Source organism: Trinickia sp. NRRL B-1857 (assembly GCF_050470685.1).
Taxonomy (GTDB): domain Bacteria; phylum Pseudomonadota; class Gammaproteobacteria; order Burkholderiales; family Burkholderiaceae; genus Trinickia.
The window spans coordinates 3,017,670-3,036,474 of sequence record NZ_JBFLUK010000001.1; the positions used below are offsets into that span (position 1 = coordinate 3,017,670).

17 protein-coding genes, 6 tRNA genes and 3 rRNA genes are annotated in these 18,805 nt (G+C 59.5%); 16 read left to right on the forward strand and 10 right to left on the reverse strand.

The features are described from left to right. Window positions 1-50: 50 nt before the first annotated feature. From AB1286_RS13400 to paaA, 7 genes are all read right to left on the reverse strand, one after another. Window positions 51-722, reverse strand: a complete 672-nt coding sequence (locus tag AB1286_RS13400) for a GNAT family N-acetyltransferase (protein ID WP_430363746.1) — start codon at window positions 720-722, stop codon at window positions 51-53. A 251-nt stretch (window positions 723-973) separates the two neighbouring features. After that, window positions 974-1,573 (reverse strand): TetR/AcrR family transcriptional regulator, encoded by a 600-nt coding sequence (locus tag AB1286_RS13405; protein ID WP_430363747.1) that lies wholly within the window; start codon window positions 1,571-1,573, stop codon window positions 974-976. 156 nt (window positions 1,574-1,729) lie between these two features. After that, the gene (paaE, locus tag AB1286_RS13410; protein ID WP_430363748.1) at window positions 1,730-2,818 is read right to left on the reverse strand and encodes a 1,2-phenylacetyl-CoA epoxidase subunit PaaE; all 1,089 of its coding nucleotides are present in this window, start codon (window positions 2,816-2,818) and stop codon (window positions 1,730-1,732) included. A 2-nt stretch (window positions 2,819-2,820) separates the two neighbouring features. Continuing rightward, entirely contained in the window at window positions 2,821-3,366 is a 546-nt protein-coding gene (paaD, locus tag AB1286_RS13415; RefSeq protein WP_430363749.1) for a 1,2-phenylacetyl-CoA epoxidase subunit PaaD, read from the reverse strand. A gap of 37 nt (window positions 3,367-3,403) precedes the next feature. Further along, on the reverse strand, window positions 3,404-4,207 hold the full coding sequence (paaC, locus tag AB1286_RS13420) for a 1,2-phenylacetyl-CoA epoxidase subunit PaaC (RefSeq protein WP_430363750.1): 804 nt from the start codon (window positions 4,205-4,207) through the stop codon (window positions 3,404-3,406). Window positions 4,208-4,214: 7 nt separating this feature from the next. Beyond that, entirely contained in the window at window positions 4,215-4,499 is a 285-nt protein-coding gene (gene paaB, locus AB1286_RS13425) for a 1,2-phenylacetyl-CoA epoxidase subunit PaaB (protein WP_277431271.1), read from the reverse strand. 67 nt (window positions 4,500-4,566) lie between these two features. Further along, window positions 4,567-5,565, reverse strand: coding sequence for a 1,2-phenylacetyl-CoA epoxidase subunit PaaA (paaA, locus tag AB1286_RS13430; protein ID WP_430363751.1), 999 nt, complete (start codon window positions 5,563-5,565; stop codon window positions 4,567-4,569). A gap of 189 nt (window positions 5,566-5,754) precedes the next feature. On the opposite strand from paaA, the gene AB1286_RS13435 reads away from it, so the two are divergent. Beyond that, complete coding sequence (locus AB1286_RS13435; RefSeq protein ID WP_430363752.1) at window positions 5,755-5,937, forward strand: hypothetical protein; 183 nt, start codon at window positions 5,755-5,757, stop codon at window positions 5,935-5,937. A 21-nt stretch (window positions 5,938-5,958) separates the two neighbouring features. On the opposite strand, the gene AB1286_RS13440 is transcribed toward AB1286_RS13435, so the two are convergent. From AB1286_RS13440 to AB1286_RS13450, 3 genes are read right to left on the reverse strand one after another with little or no spacing between them, the layout of a single operon-like run. Continuing rightward, entirely contained in the window at window positions 5,959-6,438 is a 480-nt protein-coding gene (locus AB1286_RS13440; RefSeq protein WP_430363753.1) for a lytic transglycosylase domain-containing protein, read from the reverse strand. A 36-nt stretch (window positions 6,439-6,474) separates the two neighbouring features. Then, window positions 6,475-6,894 carry a hypothetical protein gene (locus tag AB1286_RS13445; protein ID WP_430363754.1) on the reverse strand — a complete coding sequence of 140 codons (420 nt, stop codon included), beginning with the start codon at window positions 6,892-6,894 and terminating at the stop codon, window positions 6,475-6,477. A 15-nt stretch (window positions 6,895-6,909) separates the two neighbouring features. Then, the gene (locus AB1286_RS13450) at window positions 6,910-7,293 is read right to left on the reverse strand and encodes a hypothetical protein (protein ID WP_430363755.1); all 384 of its coding nucleotides are present in this window, start codon (window positions 7,291-7,293) and stop codon (window positions 6,910-6,912) included. Between the two features lie 252 nt (window positions 7,294-7,545). Between AB1286_RS13450 and AB1286_RS13455 the strand changes: the two genes are divergently transcribed. The 15 genes from AB1286_RS13455 (at window position 7,546) to rplA (ending at window position 18,611) form a co-directional block, all read left to right on the forward strand. Then, window positions 7,546-8,838: an SGNH/GDSL hydrolase family protein gene (locus AB1286_RS13455; RefSeq protein WP_430363756.1), complete on the forward strand. Its 1,293-nt coding sequence runs from the start codon at window positions 7,546-7,548 to the stop codon at window positions 8,836-8,838. A 443-nt stretch (window positions 8,839-9,281) separates the two neighbouring features. After that, window positions 9,282-10,812, forward strand: a 16S ribosomal RNA gene (locus AB1286_RS13460). A gap of 65 nt (window positions 10,813-10,877) precedes the next feature. Further along, a tRNA-Ile gene (locus AB1286_RS13465) sits at window positions 10,878-10,954 on the forward strand. Between the two features lie 50 nt (window positions 10,955-11,004). After that, window positions 11,005-11,080, forward strand: a tRNA-Ala gene (locus AB1286_RS13470). Window positions 11,081-11,369: 289 nt separating this feature from the next. Then, window positions 11,370-14,251: ribosomal RNA gene (locus tag AB1286_RS13475) — 23S ribosomal RNA — on the forward strand. 145 nt (window positions 14,252-14,396) lie between these two features. Beyond that, window positions 14,397-14,510: ribosomal RNA gene (gene rrf, locus AB1286_RS13480) — 5S ribosomal RNA — on the forward strand. The 16S, 23S and 5S rRNA genes sit together here with 5 tRNA genes alongside, the layout of an rRNA operon. A 156-nt stretch (window positions 14,511-14,666) precedes the next feature. After that, a tRNA-Tyr gene (locus tag AB1286_RS13485) sits at window positions 14,667-14,752 on the forward strand. Between the two features lie 43 nt (window positions 14,753-14,795). Then, a tRNA-Gly gene (locus tag AB1286_RS13490) sits at window positions 14,796-14,869 on the forward strand. 15 nt (window positions 14,870-14,884) lie between these two features. Continuing rightward, a tRNA-Thr gene (locus tag AB1286_RS13495) sits at window positions 14,885-14,959 on the forward strand. 62 nt (window positions 14,960-15,021) lie between these two features. Further along, a complete protein-coding gene (gene tuf, locus AB1286_RS13500) occupies window positions 15,022-16,212 on the forward strand; it encodes an elongation factor Tu (protein WP_430363757.1) in 1,191 nt (396 codons plus the stop codon). A gap of 63 nt (window positions 16,213-16,275) precedes the next feature. Beyond that, window positions 16,276-16,351 (forward strand) — tRNA-Trp (locus AB1286_RS13505). Window positions 16,352-16,387: 36 nt separating this feature from the next. Continuing rightward, window positions 16,388-16,768, forward strand: a complete 381-nt coding sequence (gene secE / locus AB1286_RS13510) for a preprotein translocase subunit SecE (RefSeq protein WP_430363758.1) — start codon at window positions 16,388-16,390, stop codon at window positions 16,766-16,768. 1 nt (window position 16,769) lies between these two features. Continuing rightward, window positions 16,770-17,327, forward strand: a complete 558-nt coding sequence (gene nusG / locus AB1286_RS13515; protein ID WP_102611112.1) for a transcription termination/antitermination protein NusG — start codon at window positions 16,770-16,772, stop codon at window positions 17,325-17,327. A 153-nt stretch (window positions 17,328-17,480) separates the two neighbouring features. Then, entirely contained in the window at window positions 17,481-17,912 is a 432-nt protein-coding gene (rplK, locus tag AB1286_RS13520) for a 50S ribosomal protein L11 (RefSeq protein ID WP_102611111.1), read from the forward strand. Then, on the forward strand, window positions 17,913-18,611 hold the full coding sequence (gene rplA / locus AB1286_RS13525; RefSeq protein WP_430363759.1) for a 50S ribosomal protein L1: 699 nt from the start codon (window positions 17,913-17,915) through the stop codon (window positions 18,609-18,611). Window positions 18,612-18,805 lie beyond the last annotated feature (194 nt).

An 18,805-nucleotide genomic window follows, 5' to 3' on the forward strand; every position in this document is an offset into this window, starting at 1 on the left:
TCGCGCGTGCCGCACAGGGGAGAGCGGCGCGCGGGGGGGGACCGGAGAAGTCAGGCCAGCGCTGGCGCCGGAATCATGGCTTCGATGATGCGCGCCGAGTTGCGCGCTTGGCGCTTGATTGCGTAATCGAACACCGCGGCTTGTTCTTGCAGCATTTCGTCGATGATGCTCGCTTGATCGGCGGGGGGCAGCGTCAGGTACGCATCGGCGCTGCCGTACGTGTACGCGATCTTCATGCCGGCTTTCTTGGCGATGTGCATCATCGTCGTGTTGCGCGAGAGGCAGTACATATACAGCGTCGTCACGCGCGTATTGCGGCTATGGATGGCGGCGCGTTCGAACAGCCTCGAGCCCACGCCCATACCGCGCGAACGCTCGAGCACCGATACGCCCAGCTCGGCCGTCCGTCCGTTGCCGTCGGCCGGCAGGTAAGCGAGATGCCCCACGCCAACCAGATCGAGCTCGTGATCGAAAACGCCGAAAACCTTATCGCGCGTGAAATCGAGCGAACGGACGTAGTTTTCGATCACGTGATCGGGCGCCGCTTGGCCGAATCGCAGGAGACGATCGTCCGCGCCGAGCGCGAGAAAGTGCGTGAGAAGCTGATCGCGGTCGCCGGCCGTCAGCTCGCGCACGAGAATCGGGCCACGATATGCCGTCTGCGAAGCGCGCTCGTAAAGCTCGATCGAGGCGGCGGCGCCAGTAGGGGCAAATGCATTCATCGTGGGTTCTCCTTTCGTCATGCGCACTTGTTGCAGCGCAATGCGAATTCTACCCGATAGGCATATGCCCTAATAGGGAAAACCCTGGTGCAACCTCGAAGAACGACTCTATTGTTGCTGGAGATCGACGCAAGTGACTGATTTAAAGGAAAAATGTCACTGTTGTAGAAGTGCACTGCGTCACTTTGACCGATCAGACATTCGTCTGCCTCATGCTGCGGCGCGGCGATTGCAACCGGTCGTCGCCAAATTCAGTCTGCGAGGCCCTTCTCGAGCACCTCGATCACTTCGTCGGCGAATTCCCGGTAGCCGAGGCGGCCACCGGGCTTGAGCCAGGTGAACGTCCAGTTGATCATCCCGAACACCATCATCGTGAGGGCGGTCTGCTTTTCCTTCGAGACGCGGCCGGGATAGGCCCGGGCCAGCTGCCGCGCGAAAGCCGCGACGATGTCGCGCTGGCGATCGAGGATCACCTCGCGCTGCGTTTCGACGAGGTATTTGACGTCGTTCAGTAGGGCAACGTGCCGGCTATGCGACGTTTCGTACTCGGCGAGGAATGCACGAACGAGCTCGGCGAAGGTCTCTCGCTCGGTCAGCCCGCGTCGCTGGCTCGAGCCTTCGACTTCCGCGATGATCAGCATCAACCGCTTCGTGTAGCGATCGAGCAGATCGAACAGGATCGCTTCCTTGCTTTCGTAATAGTGATAGAGGCGCGCTTTGGAGGTGCCGCTCGCGCTGGCGAGTTCGGCCATCGACGTGCTCGGGTAGCTCGTTTGCGCGAAGGCGGCGGCCGCGAGCTCGAGGATTTGCTCGCGTTGGGTTTCGTGATCGGGTGCTCGGGTACGGGCCATGATGTCGTCTTCGTTTCGGGCCGGCTCAGGCGCGAGCGATCGACGCAGTCATGATCATCGCTATCGCACGCCTCGCGAGCGGATGTCCGCTCGCGAGGCGTGCCGTGCGCCGTGGCCGTCGCGGCGCTAGTGTAAGCGAAACGCGGCCCGGCTCGATCAGCGTTCGTCGTAGCTGACGACGACCCGCTCGCTGACCGGATGGCATTGGCAGGTCAAGACGAAGCCGTCGGCAATCTCCTGCGGCTCGAGCGTGTAGTTCTTGTCCATCTTCACTTCGCCCTCGAGCACCTTGGCGCGGCACGTGCAGCACACACCGCCCTTACAGGCATAAGGCAGGGCGAGACCGGCGTGCAAGCCGACGTCGAGCAGGCTGGCGCCTTCATAGGGCAGGCGCATTTTGCGGCGATTGCCGTCGATGATGATTTCGAGATCCGCGGCCGGCGTCTCGTCGGTGATGTCGACGACGGGGGCGCCCGCTTGCGGCAACGGCGTGCCGAAGCGTTCGACGTGAACCTTCGAATCGTCGACGCCGGCTGCTTTGAGTGCCGCTTCCGCTGCGTCCATCATCGGCGCGGGGCCGCAGATGAAGGCCTCGTCGACCGAATCCGCCGGCACCAAGGCGTCGAGGAAGGCGGCGCATTTGTCGCGATCGAGCACGCCGTTGAACAGATCGACGTCCTGCATGTCGTCGGACAGCACGTTGTACAGAACGAACCGGTTCATGTAGCGGTTCTTCAGGTCCTCGAGTTCCTCGGCGAACATGATCGCATCGACGCTGCGATTGCCGTACACCAGGGTGAACGTGCTGCGCGGTTCGAGTTCGAGCGTCGTCTTGACAATGGCCAGCACCGGCGTGATGCCCGAGCCGCCGGCAAAGGCGACGTATTGCTTGCCTTGCTCCGCATTCAAGTGCGTGAAAAAGCGCCCGTCGGGGGTCATGACTTCGATCGAGTGGCCGGCTTGCAGCGTATCGAACGCGAAGTTGGAGAACCGGCCGCCGCGTACGCGCTTGATGCCGATGCGCAACTCGCCGTCGCGATCGTAGTCGGTCACGCCGACGCAGATCGAATAGGAGCGGCGCGTCTCCTCGCCGTCGACGTGAGCCTTCAACGTCACGAATTGTCCTTGCGTGAAACGATATTGCTCACGCAGCTCGGGCGGGACTTCGAACGAAACGGAAACCGCGTCGGCGGTTTCGGGCCGCACCTCGCGGATGCGCAGCGAATGAAATTGCGGGGTCGCCATGGTCAATAGGGTTTGAAGTAGTCGAAGGGTTCGCGGCAATCCACGCATCGGTAGAGCGCTTTGCACGCCGTGGAGCCGAATTGCGATAAGCGCTCGGTGTGCGTCGAGCCGCAGTGCGGGCAAGCCGGGGCAGCCGCCGCGCGCGGCACGAAGCGGATCGCCTGCTCGCCGGTGCCGGCCGGCGCGCTCGCACAACGCCCGCCGGGCGGCGCGATGCCGTAAGCGCGCAGTTTCTCGCGCGCTTCGTCGGTGATCCAGTCCGTGGTCCATGCGGGCGCCAGGACCGTTTTGATCCGATGCGGCGTCAAGCCGGCGCGCTCGAGCGCATCCGCGATGTCCTCGGCGATGTGCGCCATGGCCGGACACCCCGAGTAGGTGGGCGTGATCACGACTTCGAGCGTGCCGTCTGCGGCTTGCTCGACGCCGCGCAAGATGCCGAGTTCTCGAATCGACACGACCGGGATTTCCGGATCGGGTACCGACTCGAGTGCCGCCCACGCGCGGGCGAGCGCATCGGCGTCTTGTGCGAAGTGAGAGGCGCTGGACATGACGAAATCTGGAGCGAGGGGTAAGGGCGCGTAGCGATTACCAGCTTGCGCCGGGATGCTGACGGGCGAGGCTTTGCATTTCCGCGAGCAAGAAGCCCATGTGTTCCGAGTGCTCGCCGTACTTGCCCGTCGTCACATAAGCGACGGGGGCGGGCAACGACAGCGTGGCTTCGGCCAATGCCGCTTGGACGTCAAAGAGCCAAGCCGCTTCGAAATCGGCCGTGCGCACGCCGATACCGGCGGTCGTCACCGCATCTTCGAGCGCATCGGGCGCGAACCATTCGCGCGTGTAGGGCATCAAGAAATCGACCGCGGCTTGCATGCGCCGATGCGACTCTTCGGTGCCGTCGCCCAAACGCACGAGCCAATCGCGCGCGTGTTGCAACTGATAGCGCGTTTCCTTGATCGACTTCGAGGCGATGGCGGCCAGTTGCGCATCCTTCGAGCCTTCGAGCGCCGTCCACAGATGAGTCATCAACGCCGTATAGAGAAAATTGCGAACGGTAGTGACCGCGTAGTCGCGATCGCCGCGCGCGGTACCGCAAAGCGGGCCGCCGTGCGGCAGCTCGGTCAGCGTGTAGTTCGCGAATTCGCGCTCCGTGCGGAAATACGCGTAGTCGTCTTCGGTCTTGTTGGCGCCGGTCAGCGCGTGCTCGAGCGTCGCCGCGTGCGAGTAGAGCATGCGCGCTTGGCCGATGAGATCGAGGCTCATGTTCGCGAGCGCGATGTCCTCTTCGAGCACCGGGCCGTGACCGCACCATTCCGCGTTGCGCTGACCGAGGATCAGCGCGTTATCCGCGAGACGCAGCACGTACGAAAGATGTTCAGGCGTAGTCGTCATGACACTCTTACATGTGGTTGACTGCGTCGGGCAGCGTATAGAACGTCGGGTGGCGATAGATCTTGTCGCCGGCCGGCTCGAACAGGTCCGCCTTCTCGCTCGGGTCCGAGGCCGTAATCGCCGCCGCGGGGACGACCCAAATGCTGACGCCTTCCTGGCGCCGCGTGTACACGTCGCGCGCCATGCGCAGCGCCATCGACGCGTCGGCCGCGTGCAAGCTGCCGCAATGCTTATGGTCGAGCCCCTGCTTGCTGCGCACGAACACTTCCCAAATCGGCCATTCCTTGTTCATGAACTCACTCCTGAATGCGTGGCGATGCCAAATGCTGACTAATAGGTGACGGGATCGAAGCGAGCGGTCAAGCCGCTTCTTGCTGTGCGCGCAGGCGCACTTTTTCGGCGTGGGCGAGGGCCGCTTCGCGCACCCAGGCGCCGTCCTCATGCGCCTTCACGCGCGTGGCGAGGCGTTCCTTGTTGCAGGGGCCGTCGCCGTTCACGACGCGCCAAAACTCGTCCCAGTCGATCGAGCCGTAGTCGTAATGGCCGCGCGCTTCGTTCCACTTCAGATCGGGATCGGGCAGCGTCACGCCCAGCACCTTCGCTTGCTCGACAGTGGCGTCGACGAATTTTTGGCGCAGATCGTCGTTCGAGATTCGCTTGATGCCCCACTTGGCCGATTGGTTGCTGTGGACGGAATCCTTATCGCTCGGGCCGAACATCATCAAGACCGGCCACCACCAGCGATCGACCGCTTGCTGCACCAGCGCGCGCTGCGCCTCGGTGCCCTTCATCATCGCCAACAGTGCATCGAAGCCTTGGCGTTGATGGAACGACTCTTCCTTGCAGATGCGAATCATCGCGCGTGCATAGGGCCCATAGGTGCAACGGCACAGCGGGATTTGATTCATGATCGCGGCGCCGTCCACGAGCCAGCCGATCACGCCCACGTCGGCCCAAGTCGGCGTCGGGTAGTTGAAGATGCTCGAATACTTGGCTCGGCCGCTATGGAGCGCATCGATCAGATCGTCGCGCGAGACGCCGAGCGTTTCCGCGGCGCTGTACAGATAGAGCCCGTGGCCGCCTTCGTCTTGCACCTTGGCGAGCAAGATGGCTTTGCGCTTCAAGCTGGGGGCGCGAGAAATCCAGTTGCCCTCGGGCAGCATGCCGACGATTTCCGAATGCGCGTGCTGCGAAATCTGCCGCACGAGCGTCTTCCGGTAAGCGTCCGGCATCCAGTCTTGCGGTTCGACCTTGCCGTCCGCCTCGATGACTGCGTCGAAGCGACCCTGCTCGGGCGTTTGAGCGGCGGCGTCGAGCGCCGCGACGTTGCCGGGGATATCCAGGGATTGCGTATACATGGGGAACGATCTCGTCCTGGGTTGTACGTTGCCGCGAGTATAAACCAACCGACCGGTCGGTTAATAAATAAATTTATAAGGGCACGCTACTTGGCGAGCGCGGCACCGAGGGGAGGGAAAAAGGGCGGCTTCCGGCGTCGCGGCGGGCTGCTAGACTGAAAACATCGTCTTTTGCCCCGCACCGCGATCATGACGACCGTCTATTTCGTGAAAACCGGCGAGCAGTACCTTTGCCCGGGAGAGGATGGCGACGTCGGGTTGACGCCGTCGTTCGAGGAAGCCGAGCACTTCCTGTCGTACGAGGAAGCCGAGCGCGCCGCGCGCAGCAACGCCGACCCGGACTATCAGATCATTGCCCGGCAGCGAGGATGATGCGCGCGCCGGCAGGCGCGCCTACCGGTCCATGCCCCACGACACGAGCACGCCGTGGATGCTGCGCGCGTATTTATCGCGTAGCGAGGGCGTCTCCGAGTGGTAGGCGCCGATCGCGTGCCAAGTGTTGCCGTAGCGGATCATCTTCTGCTTGAGCATCCAGGCCGCGACATAAGTATTGACGCACGCATCCTTGAGCGCGCCGGGTGGCACGCCATAGCGGCGCAACTCGGCGAAATGAATCGAATTGATCTGAGCTTGGCCGACGTCGATGCTGCCGTCGGCGTTACGGTGGACCGCGTTCGGGTCGCCTTTCGATTCGTACCAGGCGATTGCGCGCAGGATCATCGGATTGACGCCTTGATAAGCACCGGCGCGCGCGAAGCAATCGTCGTCGGCGCGCGCGCTGCCCGAGCTACAAAATAGGCACGCGGCCGCGATCAGCGCGGCGCAAAAGCCGGTAGTCGCGGCGCGAGCGTTCGGGATAGCGGATACCGTCATTGCCGAGCCTCCAATGGTTGTATGCTGCCGCCGGCGTTATCGGCTCCAGGCCACGGAGACCGCATCGGCCCCGCCGTGGGCCGCGTGGGCGGGCGCGTGCAAGAGCTCGTCAAGCTTGCGATCGGCTTGCGTCAGATAGGCTTGCGACTCTTCGCTGACCACCATCCGGACCGTCGGTTCGGCAACGGTTTTGCGCCAAACCGCCTTGCGGCCCTTCTTGCCGGTCCTGTGTCCGTTACCGGCCGGTGCGACGTCCTCCACTTGCTCGGCCGCCGAAGGCGGTAGCGAAGCGAGCGAGGGCAGCGGCGGGAACAGCTGGCTCGGGCCCGCGCCTTCGCCGGGCGGCTTGGCGGCGAGCGCGGACGAGCCGTTCAATGCATTCGTTTCGGCGCGGGCCGGCAATGCCGCGACGAAAACAAGCGCGCCGGTCAGCGCGAGAGCGGAACGAGAAATCATGATCGTCTCCGGTGGCTATTCGGTGGGTACGACTTGGATGCTGTAGGGATGGCAACTGCCTACCGTGACGTTTTCGATCTGGACCGAACCGGCGTGGACCGATCCGATGCCGCGCTTGACCGATTGATTCAGGTAGGGAAAGTCCTGCGGGAGCGCGGCGATGACGATTCGGCTCGGCTGCTGCTTGGCGGCGACGGTGCCTACCTTGATGAGCACTTCAGTGAGGTGGGGATCGCGCGCGCCGAGCGCATCCGCGGGAATCGCGATGTCCACAAGCTTCGCGGGTCCTTGCCCGCTCGAGGACGAAGCCGATTGTTGACCGTCGTTCGAGCGCAGGGCTTGCATCTGCGCGCAGCCGGTGAGGCCGGCGGCGATAAGAAGGCTGATGAGGACTTTCACGGTTATCTCCAACGCTGAGAAGTGCGTTATCGGCAGCAAGGGCCCGATGATTAAAACCGACGAAAACAAAACGCGGGAAAACGTGTATGAACCGGGGACCATCGTGCCGGGCGATCGGCGATCGGCGATTGGCGATTGGCGATTGGCGATTGGCGATTGGCGATTGGCGACTGCCGGCCTCGGTCGGTCGGCGGGCTGAAGGCACTTGAGGCACAATCGCCGCTTGTCTCGTCTGCTTCGATTCCGATATCCATGTTTTCCCGTTCCATCTCGTCGACGTTGCGCGTAGCGATGGCTGCTGCACTCGTCGTCGCGGCCAGCGCGGCGGCCGCCGCGCCCGTCGCCGCCCAGAGCGCGACAGAGTCCGGTTGGGTCAGTGCTTGGGCTACCGCGCTTCAATCGATTCCCGACTTGGCCGATCCGCCTCCGCTGTATCGCACCCCGGAAGTAGCTGGGCGCACGGTCCGGCAGATCGTGTATCCGACGCTCTCGGGGCGCGGCGCGCGCATACGTATTAGCAATGCTTACGGACGAGGGCCCTTGGCGTTGACCGACGTCGTGCTGGCCCGCTCGGCCGGCGGCGCGGACACGCAGCCGGGCACGTCCGTGCGCGTGACCTTCGCCGGCAAGAACGCGGTCACATTGCAACCGGGCCAGGAGATCGACAGCGATCCGGTCCAGACTGCCGTGGTCGCGGGCGAGCCGTACGCGATCAGTCTGGTCGCGGGGCCGCGCCAGACGCTGACCGCTTGGCATCGCGTGGCGAACCAGGTGAACTATGTTTCGACGCCGGGCGATCACGCGGCCGACGTCGCGTCAAACGCGTTCGTGCGCAAGTTCACCGAATCGGCGTGGGTGAGCGCCCTCGACGTACGCGCGCCCGACGCATCGGCAATCGCGGCGATCGGCGATTCCATCACCGACGGCTTACGCTCGAGCTTGAATCGAAACCGCCGCTGGCCCGACGCTTTCGCGCGCCGGCTCGACGAGGGCGGCGCGGCCCACTGGTCGGTTCTCAATCTCGGCATCAGCGGCAATCGTCTGCTCAGTGCTTCTTCTTGTTACGGTGAAGCGCTCGAGCGTCGGTTCGACCGTGACGCGCTTGCGCATCCCGGCGTCCGTGCCGTGATCGTGATGATCGGTATCAACGACATCAACTTCGCCGCGATGCCGCCGCGCGCGGGCTTGGATTGCGACTTCCCGCATACGCCCGTGACGGCGCGCGATCTGATCGACGGCTACCGGCGCCTCATCGAACGCGCGCATCGAAGCGGGGTGCGTATCTATGGTGCGACGCTCACGCCCGCGTCGCTCCCGCCGGCGCGCGAAGCGATGCGCGCATCGGTCAACGAATGGATTCGGACGAGCGGCGTGTTCGACGGCGTGATCGACTTCGATGCGGCCTTGCGCGACGGCGCGCACCCGGTCCAACTACAGCGCCGTTTCGACAGCGGCGACCACATTCACCCGAACGACGACGGTTATGCGGCCATGGCCGAGGCGGTCCCGCTTGCGACGATTGCGGGGCTCGCACACAAGCAGTGAAAAAAAAGTGCGTCACACCCTTGTCATGGGGTGTGTGTTTGACCTACTATTCGCATCCTCATTTGATGAGCGGCGATGAAACGGCGCCGGCGCCAACAAGTTTTTAAACGATGTACGAAAAAAACTGTTGACGAGATGCAAAAGGTTCTGCATAATCTCGTTTCTCTGCTGCTGACGCAGCAACGCAAGACGGGCGGTGCTGAGAAGAAGGTGTTCCGGTGCTGCTGACGGTTAAGCGACGCGATCTTTAAAAATTTACAGCCGATAAGTGTGGGCGCTTGATGGCGACGCAAGACGGATTCTTCGGGATCTGTCGAAAGCGAAAGTATCAAGTCTCACACAGTATTAGAGGAAGGTTTATCTGTCGAAAGACGGATTAATCATCGTCAGTACGTTGAGTGAGCGACCGGTTGGTAACACAACCGAAAACAGTAACAGGTATTGAACTGAAGAGTTTGATCCTGGCTCAGATTGAACGCTGGCGGCATGCCTTACACATGCAAGTCGAACGGCAGCACGGGGGCAACCCTGGTGGCGAGTGGCGAACGGGTGAGTAATACATCGGAACGTGTCCTAGAGTGGGGGATAGCCCGGCGAAAGCCGGATTAATACCGCATACGCTCGAGAGAGGAAAGCGGGGGATCTTCGGACCTCGCGCTCAAGGGGCGGCCGATGGCGGATTAGCTAGTTGGTGGGGTAAAGGCCTACCAAGGCGACGATCCGTAGCTGGTCTGAGAGGACGACCAGCCACACTGGGACTGAGACACGGCCCAGACTCCTACGGGAGGCAGCAGTGGGGAATTTTGGACAATGGGGGCAACCCTGATCCAGCAATGCCGCGTGTGTGAAGAAGGCCTTCGGGTTGTAAAGCACTTTTGTCCGGAAAGAAATCCTCTGGGTTAATACCTCGGGGGGATGACGGTACCGGAAGAATAAGCACCGGCTAACTACGTGCCAGCAGCCGCGGTAATACGTAGGGTGCGAGCGTTAATCGGAATTACTGGGCGTAAAGCGTGCGCAGGCGGTTCGCTAAGACCGATGTGAAATCCCCGGGCTTAACCTGGGAACTGCATTGGTGACTGGCGAGCTAGAGTGTGGCAGAGGGGGGTAGAATTCCACGTGTAGCAGTGAAATGCGTAGAGATGTGGAGGAATACCGATGGCGAAGGCAGCCCCCTGGGCTAACACTGACGCTCATGCACGAAAGCGTGGGGAGCAAACAGGATTAGATACCCTGGTAGTCCACGCCCTAAACGATGTCAACTAGTTGTTGGGGATTCATTTCCTTAGTAACGTAGCTAACGCGTGAAGTTGACCGCCTGGGGAGTACGGTCGCAAGATTAAAACTCAAAGGAATTGACGGGGACCCGCACAAGCGGTGGATGATGTGGATTAATTCGATGCAACGCGAAAAACCTTACCTACCCTTGACATGGACGGAATCTTGCTGAGAGGTGAGAGTGCTCGAAAGAGAACCGTCGCACAGGTGCTGCATGGCTGTCGTCAGCTCGTGTCGTGAGATGTTGGGTTAAGTCCCGCAACGAGCGCAACCCTTGTCTCTAGTTGCTACGAAAGGGCACTCTAGAGAGACTGCCGGTGACAAACCGGAGGAAGGTGGGGATGACGTCAAGTCCTCATGGCCCTTATGGGTAGGGCTTCACACGTCATACAATGGTCGGAACAGAGGGTTGCCAACCCGCGAGGGGGAGCTAATCCCAGAAAACCGATCGTAGTCCGGATTGCACTCTGCAACTCGAGTGCATGAAGCTGGAATCGCTAGTAATCGCGGATCAGCATGCCGCGGTGAATACGTTCCCGGGTCTTGTACACACCGCCCGTCACACCATGGGAGTGGGTTTTACCAGAAGTGGCTAGTCTAACCGCAAGGAGGACGGTCACCACGGTAGGATTCATGACTGGGGTGAAGTCGTAACAAGGTAGCCGTATCGGAAGGTGCGGCTGGATCACCTCCTTTCTCGAGCTTAAGCGTCACAAGTTAAGCGTCCACAACTTATCGGCTGTAGATCAAGACAGACTCAGGGGTCTGTAGCTCAGTCGGTTAGAGCACCGTCTTGATAAGGCGGGGGTCGTTGGTTCGAATCCAACCAGACCCACCATTGTCTGCGGTGTGAGCGAACAAGCCCTAGAGTCTCATAAGTCTGTGCCTGGGGGCATAGCTCAGCTGGGAGAGCACCTGCTTTGCAAGCAGGGGGTCGTCGGTTCGATCCCGTCTGCCTCCACCAATCACTAATGACAAGTGTTCGATCTTGTATCGAGTTTTTGTCATTGGCGATTGAGCCAGTCAGAGCGACTGAAGGTATGAGTCGGCTGTCGATCTTTAACAATCTGGAAGAAGTAGTAATGGATATTGGAAGCGTCTATGAGATGGACGTGGAAGATATCATGGGTAGTGATTGTATCAATGTATTTAAAGTGATCGAAAGATGACTTGGAATACGGCACAACGCGAGAACTCAAACCTGTAGTGCGAGTGTCTAGCTTCTTCGGAAGCGTAAGACGCTCTCGTTATAGGGTCAAGCGAACAAGTGCATGTGGTGGATGCCTTGGCGATCACAGGCGATGAAGGACGCGGTAGCCTGCGAAAAGCCCCGGGGAGCTGGCAAACGAGCTTTGATCCGGGGATGTCCGAATGGGGAAACCCACTCCGAATGGAGTATCCATAGCTGAATACATAGGCTATGCGAAGCGAACGCGGTGAACTGAAACATCTAAGTAACCGCAGGAAAAGAAATCAACCGAGATTCCCAAAGTAGTGGCGAGCGAAATGGGAAGAGCCTGTACGTGTTATCTGTGTTGTTAGCTGAACGCTCTGGAAAGTGCGGCCATAGCAGGTGATAGCCCTGTAAGCGAAAACAGCGTGGAAGAACTAGGCGTACGACAAGTAGGGCGGGACACGTGAAATCCTGTCTGAAGATGGGGGGACCATCCTCCAAGGCTAAATACTCGTGATCGACCGATAGTGAACCAGTACCGTGAGGGAAAGGCGAAAAGAACCCCGGGAGGGGAGTGAAATAGATCCTGAAACCGCATGCATACAAACAGTCGGAGCCTCGTAAGGGGTGACGGCGTACCTTTTGTATAATGGGTCAGCGACTTACGTTCAGTAGCAAGCTTAACTGATTAAGGCAGGCGTAGCGAAAGCGAGTCCGAATAGGGCGTTCAGTTGCTGGGCGTAGACCCGAAACCAAGTGATCTATCCATGGCCAGGTTGAAGGTGCGGTAACACGTACTGGAGGACCGAACCCACTAACGTTGAAAAGTTAGGGGATGAGCTGTGGATAGGGGTGAAAGGCTAAACAAACTTGGAAATAGCTGGTTCTCTCCGAAAACTATTTAGGTAGTGCCTCGTGTATCACCTTCGGGGGTAGAGCACTGTCATGGTTGAAGGGTCCATTGCGGATTACTTCGCCATAGCAAACTCCGAATACCGAAGAGTGCAATCACGGGAGACAGACATCGGGTGCTAACGTCCGGTGTCAAGAGGGAAACAACCCAGACCGCCAGCTAAGGTCCCCAAATATAGCTAAGTGGGAAACGAAGTGGGAAGGCTAAAACAGTCAGGAGGTTGGCTTAGAAGCAGCCACCCTTTAAAGAAAGCGTAATAGCTCACTGATCGAGTCGTCCTGCGCGGAAGATGTAACGGGGCTAAGCTATATACCGAAGCTGCGGATGCGTGCTTGCACGCATGGTAGGAGAGCGTTCCGTAAGCCTGCGAAGGTGCATTGTAAAGTGTGCTGGAGGTATCGGAAGTGCGAATGCTGACATGAGTAGCGATAAAGGGGGTGAAAGGCCCCCTCGCCGTAAGCCCAAGGTTTCCTACGCAACGTTCATCGGCGTAGGGTGAGTCGGCCCCTAAGGCGAGGCAGAAATGCGTAGCTGATGGGAAGCAGGTCAATATTCCTGCACCATTGTTAGATGCGATGGGGGGACGGATCGCGGAAGGTTGTCCGGGTGTTGGAAGTCCCGGTCGCTGCATTGGAGAAGGTGCTTAGGCAAATCCGGGCACGTAATTCAAGGGTGTGGCGCGAGCGGCTTTAAGCTGCGAAGCAATCGGAAGTGGTTCCAAGAAAAGCCTCTAAGCTTCAGTCTAACAGTGACCGTACCGCAAACCGACACAGGTGGGCGAGATGAGTATTCTAAGGCGCTTGAGAGAACTCGGGAGAAGGAACTCGGCAAATTGGTACCGTAACTTCGGGATAAGGTACGCCCTTGTAGCTTAACTGGCCTGCGCCAGAAGGGTGAAAGGGTTGCAATAAACTGGTGGCTGCGACTGTTTAATAAAAACACAGCACTCTGCAAACACGAAAGTGGACGTATAGGGTGTGACGCCTGCCCGGTGCCGGAAGATTAAATGATGGGGTGCAAGCTCTTGATTGAAGTCCCGGTAAACGGCGGCCGTAACTATAACGGTCCTAAGGTAGCGAAATTCCTTGTCGGGTAAGTTCCGACCTGCACGAATGGCGTAACGATGGCCACACTGTCTCCTCCCGAGACTCAGCGAAGTTGAAGTGTTTGTGATGATGCAATCTCCCCGCGGCTAGACGGAAAGACCCCATGAACCTTTACTGTAGCTTTGCATTGGACTTTGAACCGATCTGTGTAGGATAGGTGGGAGGCTATGAAACCGGAACGCTAGTTTCGGTGGAGCCGTCCTTGAAATACCACCCTGGTTTGTTTGAGGTTCTAACCTTGGCCCGTAATCCGGGTCGGGGACAGTGCATGGTAGGCAGTTTGACTGGGGCGGTCTCCTCCCAAAGTGTAACGGAGGAGTACGAAGGTACGCTAGGTACGGTCGGAAATCGTGCTGATAGTGCAATGGCATAAGCGTGCTTAACTGCGAGACCGACAAGTCGAGCAGGTGCGAAAGCAGGTCATAGTGATCCGGTGGTTCTGTATGGAAGGGCCATCGCTCAACGGATAAAAGGTACTCTGGGGATAACAGGCTGATACCGCCCAAGAGTTCATATCGACGGCGGTGTTTGGCACCTCGATGTCGGCTCATCTCATCCTGGGGCTGTAGCCGGTCCCAAGGGTATGGCTGTTCGCCATTTAAAGAGGTACGTGAGCTGGGTTTAAAACGTCGTGAGACAGTTTGGTCCCTATCTGCCGTGGGCGTTGGATATTTGAAGGGGGCTGCTCCTAGTACGAGAGGACCGGAGTGGACGAACCTCTGGTGTACCGGTTGTCACGCCAGTGGCATCGCCGGGTAGCTATGTTCGGAAGAGATAACCGCTGAAAGCATCTAAGCGGGAAACTCGCCTTAAGATGAGATATCCCCGGGGACGCCGATCCCCTTGAAGGGTCGTTCGAGACCAGGACGTTGATAGGTCGGGTGTGTACATGCAGTAATGCATTTAGCTAACCGATACTAATTGCCCGTACGGCTTGATCCTATAACAAGTGCGTTTTGCGATTCGCACAGGTTTGAGCGCGTAGTGCCACACAATCGCTGCCCAAGCGACATTACACCGAGCCCACCGCTCGATACTTCTTCCCAGATTGGCTGTGGCGCCCTGCGCGACACAGCAACAAGTCATGCCTGATGACCATAGCGAGTTGGTACCACCCCTTCCCATCCCGAACAGGACCGTGAAACGACTCCACGCCGATGATAGTGCGGATTGCCCGTGTGAAAGTAGGTAATCGTCAGGCTGTTCTATTGAAAAACCCCCGATAGCACACCGCTGTCGGGGGTTTTTGCTTTGCGCGGCGGAAAATTTTACCTATAAGTGAGAGCGTCGAACAATGAAGCGCGCGCGAAAAGCTTGACACAGCGCGCCTTTGTCTTCATAATTGTCCGTTCTCTGCGGAGGGGTGCCCGAGTGGCTAAAGGGGGCAGACTGTAAATCTGTTGGCTTACGCCTACGTTGGTTCGAATCCAACCTCCTCCACCAGAATATGCAAGCCGTGGTGCGGCAGGGAATCGCGAAGGCCCTAGCGGGTGTAGCTCAATGGTAGAGCAGAAGCCTTCCAAGCTTATGACGAGGGTTCGATTCCCTTCACCCGCTCCAATGCCAAGAAGTACTGCCCATGTGGCTCAGTGGTAGAGCACTCCCTTGGTAAGGGAGAGGTCGGCAGTTCGATCCTGCCCATGGGCACCAGTAGCTGTCTTTGATTGTTTGCGTGCGGCGCAACATACGGAAAATCCTCTTAGGAGTCGGAAATGGCCAAGGGTAAGTTTGAGCGGACCAAGCCGCACGTGAACGTCGGCACGATCGGTCACGTTGACCACGGTAAGACGACGCTGACGGCAGCTATCGCAACGGTGTTGTCGGCGAAGTTCGGCGGCGAAGCGAAGAAATACGACGAAATCGACGCGGCGCCGGAAGAAAAGGCACGTGGCATCACGATCAACACGGCACACATCGAGTACGAAACGGCGAACCGCCACTACGCACACGTTGACTGCCCGGGCCACGCCGACTACGTGAAGAACATGATCACGGGCGCGGCGCAGATGGACGGCGCAATCCTGGTGTGCTCGGCCGCTGACGGCCCGATGCCGCAAACGCGTGAACACATCCTGTTGGCACGTCAGGTTGGCGTTCCGTACATCATCGTGTTCCTGAACAAGTGCGACATGGTGGACGACGCCGAACTGCTCGAGCTCGTCGAAATGGAAGTGCGCGAACTGCTCTCGAAGTACGACTTCCCGGGCGACGACACGCCGATCATCAAGGGTTCGGCCAAGCTGGCGCTGGAAGGCGACAAGGGCGAACTCGGTGAAGTGGCGATCATGAACCTGGCCGACGCGCTGGACACGTACATCCCGACGCCGGAGCGCGCGATCGACGGTGCGTTCCTGATGCCGGTGGAAGACGTGTTCTCGATCTCGGGTCGCGGCACGGTGGTGACGGGCCGCGTGGAGCGTGGCGTGGTGAAGGTCGGCGAAGAAATCGAAATCGTCGGTATCAAGCCGACGGTGAAGACGACCTGCACGGGCGTGGAAATGTTCCGCAAGCTGCTGGACCAAGGTCAAGCAGGCGACAACGTCGGTATCTTGCTGCGCGGCACGAAGCGCGAAGACGTGGAGCGCGGCCAAGTGTTGGCCAAGCCGGGTTCGATCACGCCGCACACGCACTTCACGGCTGAGGTGTACGTGCTGAGCAAGGACGAAGGCGGTCGTCACACGCCGTTCTTCAACAACTACCGTCCGCAGTTCTACTTCCGTACGACGGACGTGACGGGCTCGATCGAGTTGCCGAAGGACAAGGAAATGGTGATGCCGGGCGACAACGTGTCGATCACGGTGAAGCTGATCGCCCCGATCGCCATGGAAGAAGGTCTGCGCTTCGCTATCCGCGAAGGTGGCCGTACCGTCGGTGCAGGTGTCGTTGCGAAGATCATCGAGTAAGCCAGCTAGTTCTCGTTGATCAGTGGTTTCGGGGTTGGCTGAAGGGTCAACCCCAAATGGTTTAGGGGTATAGCTCAACTGGCAGAGCGTCGGTCTCCAAAACCGAAGGTTGGGGGTTCGATTCCCTCTGCCCCTGCCAAAATTCTGCGCCGAAGTCGGCGCGCGTTAGGGTGTTATGGCGAATCCTTCCGTCGAAGCTGTGGATACTTCCAGCGACAAGTTGATGGTAATCGCGGGTGTACTGCTGGTCTTGGCCGGGTTCGTGGGGTTCTTCTGGCTGAGCGGCCAGGAATGGTATGTTCGCGGCGCGGCGCTCATTGTCGGTGTCGCGGCCGGTGTAGTGGTTGGTCTCCTCTCCTCCCCCGGTAAGAGCTTTATCGCTTTCGCCAAGGACTCCTATAAGGAAGTCCGCAAAGTTGTTTGGCCGACTCGCAAGGAAGCAACGCAAACCACGCTCGTAGTCTTCGGCTTTGTGCTGGTGATGGCGGTGCTGCTGTGGATCAGCGATAAATCCATCGAATGGGTCATTTTCTCGGCGATTCTGGGTTGGAAATGATATGAGCGATACTCCGGCATCTCCGAGTGGTAAACGTTGGTACGTCGTGCATGCGTACTCCGGCATGGAGAAAAGCGTGCAGCGAGCGCTCCAAGAGCGCATCGAGCGCGCCGGCATGCAAGACAAGTTCGGTCAGATTCTCGTGCCGACGGAAGAAGTCGTGGAAGTGAAAGGCGGTCATAAGTCTGTGACCGAGCGTCGTTTCTTCCCCGGCTACGTTCTCGTCGAAATGGAAATGACCGACGAGACGTGGCACCTCGTCAAGAACACGGCGAAGGTGACGGGCTTCATCGGCGGCACACGCAATAAGCCGAGCCCGATTTCCCCGCGGGAAGTCGAAAAGATCATGTCGCAGATGCAAGAAGGCGTCGAGAAGCCGCGGCCGAAGACGCTGTTCGAAGTAGGCGAAATGGTCCGCGTCAAGGAAGGTCCGTTCACGGACTTCAATGGCAGCGTCGAGGAAGTGAACTACGAGAAATCGCGCGTACGCGTCTCGGTCACCATCTTCGGTCGCGCCACGCCTGTCGAGCTGGAATTCGGGCAGGTCGAGAAGCTGTAAATCATTCCAACGGGTCGCCCGGAAGCGGGCGGTCCGTTTTCGCGCTTACGGTCCGCGTTATGGCCGTTGAGGAGCGTCAGTAATCGCGAGCAATCGCGATGAGCACGCGCTACTACTCACCGAACGCTCACGCGTTCCAACGAGGTTTTCGACATGGCAAAGAAAATCATCGGCTTTATCAAGCTGCAGATCCCTGCAGGTAAAGCCAATCCGTCGCCGCCGGTTGGTCCGGCACTGGGCCAGCGCGGCCTGAACATCATGGAGTTCTGCAAGGCGTTCAACGCGCAGACTCAAGCGATGGAACCGGGCCTGCCCGTTCCCGTCGTGATCACGGCATTCGCCGACAAGAGCTTCACGTTCGTTCTGAAGACGCCTCCGGCCACCGTGCTGATCAAGAAGGCTGCGAAGATCGACAAGGGTTCGAGCAAGCCCCACACCGACAAGGTCGGCAAGATCACGCGCGCACAAGCCGAAGATATCGCCAAGGCGAAGATGCCCGACCTCACGGCTGCCGATTTGGACGCCGCGGTCCGCACGATCGCTGGCAGCGCCCGCTCGATGGGCATCACCGTGGAGGGCGTGTAAATGGCTAAGGTTTCCAAGCGTCTGAAAGCGTTCGAAAACAAGATCGATCGCCAAAAGCTGTACCCGATCGACGAAGCGCTGTCGCTCGTGAAGGGATGCGCCACGGCGAAGTTCGACGAGTCCATCGACGTTGCCGTTCAGCTCGGCATCGATGCGAAGAAGTCGGACCAAGTGGTTCGCGGCTCGGTCGTGTTGCCCGCCGGTACCGGTAAGTCGGTTCGCGTGGCTGTGTTTGCTCAAGGCGACAAGGCCGAGCAAGCACGTGCCGCCGGCGCCGAAATCGTCGGCATGGAAGATCTGGCCGAGCAAATCAAGGGCGGCAATCTGAATTTCGACGTCGTGATCGCTTCGCCGGACACGATGCGTATCGTCGGTACGCTGGGTCAGATCCTCGGCCCGCGCGGCCTGATGCCGAACCCGAAGGTCGGCACGGTTACGCCCGACGTCGCCACGGCAGTGAAGAACGCCAAGGCCGGTCAGGTCCAATTCCGCGTCGACAAGGCCGGGATCATCCACGCAACGATCGGTCGTGCATCGTTCGAACCGGCTGCACTGCGTTCGAACCTGTCGGCACTCGTCGAAGCGCTGCAAAAGGCAAAGCCGGCGACGAGCAAGGGCGTGTACCTGCGCAAGATCGCTCTGTCGAGCACGATGGGCGTTGGCGTGCGTGTCGACCAAGGCACGCTGGCTGCACAGTAAAGAATCGATCGCGTTCGGCATTGCCGGACGCGGTATTTAAGGGCTTTGGGCGGTCGTGAGAGGGCAGTTTCGCTTCGCACGACCGGTTGTCAAAGACCGTTGGCGGGGACGCAGCAGGTAGGCGGCTCCTTAATATCAGCCAACGCAGATGGCGAACCCGAATAAGTTTTGCAGTGATTGAGCCCGTGGGCCCG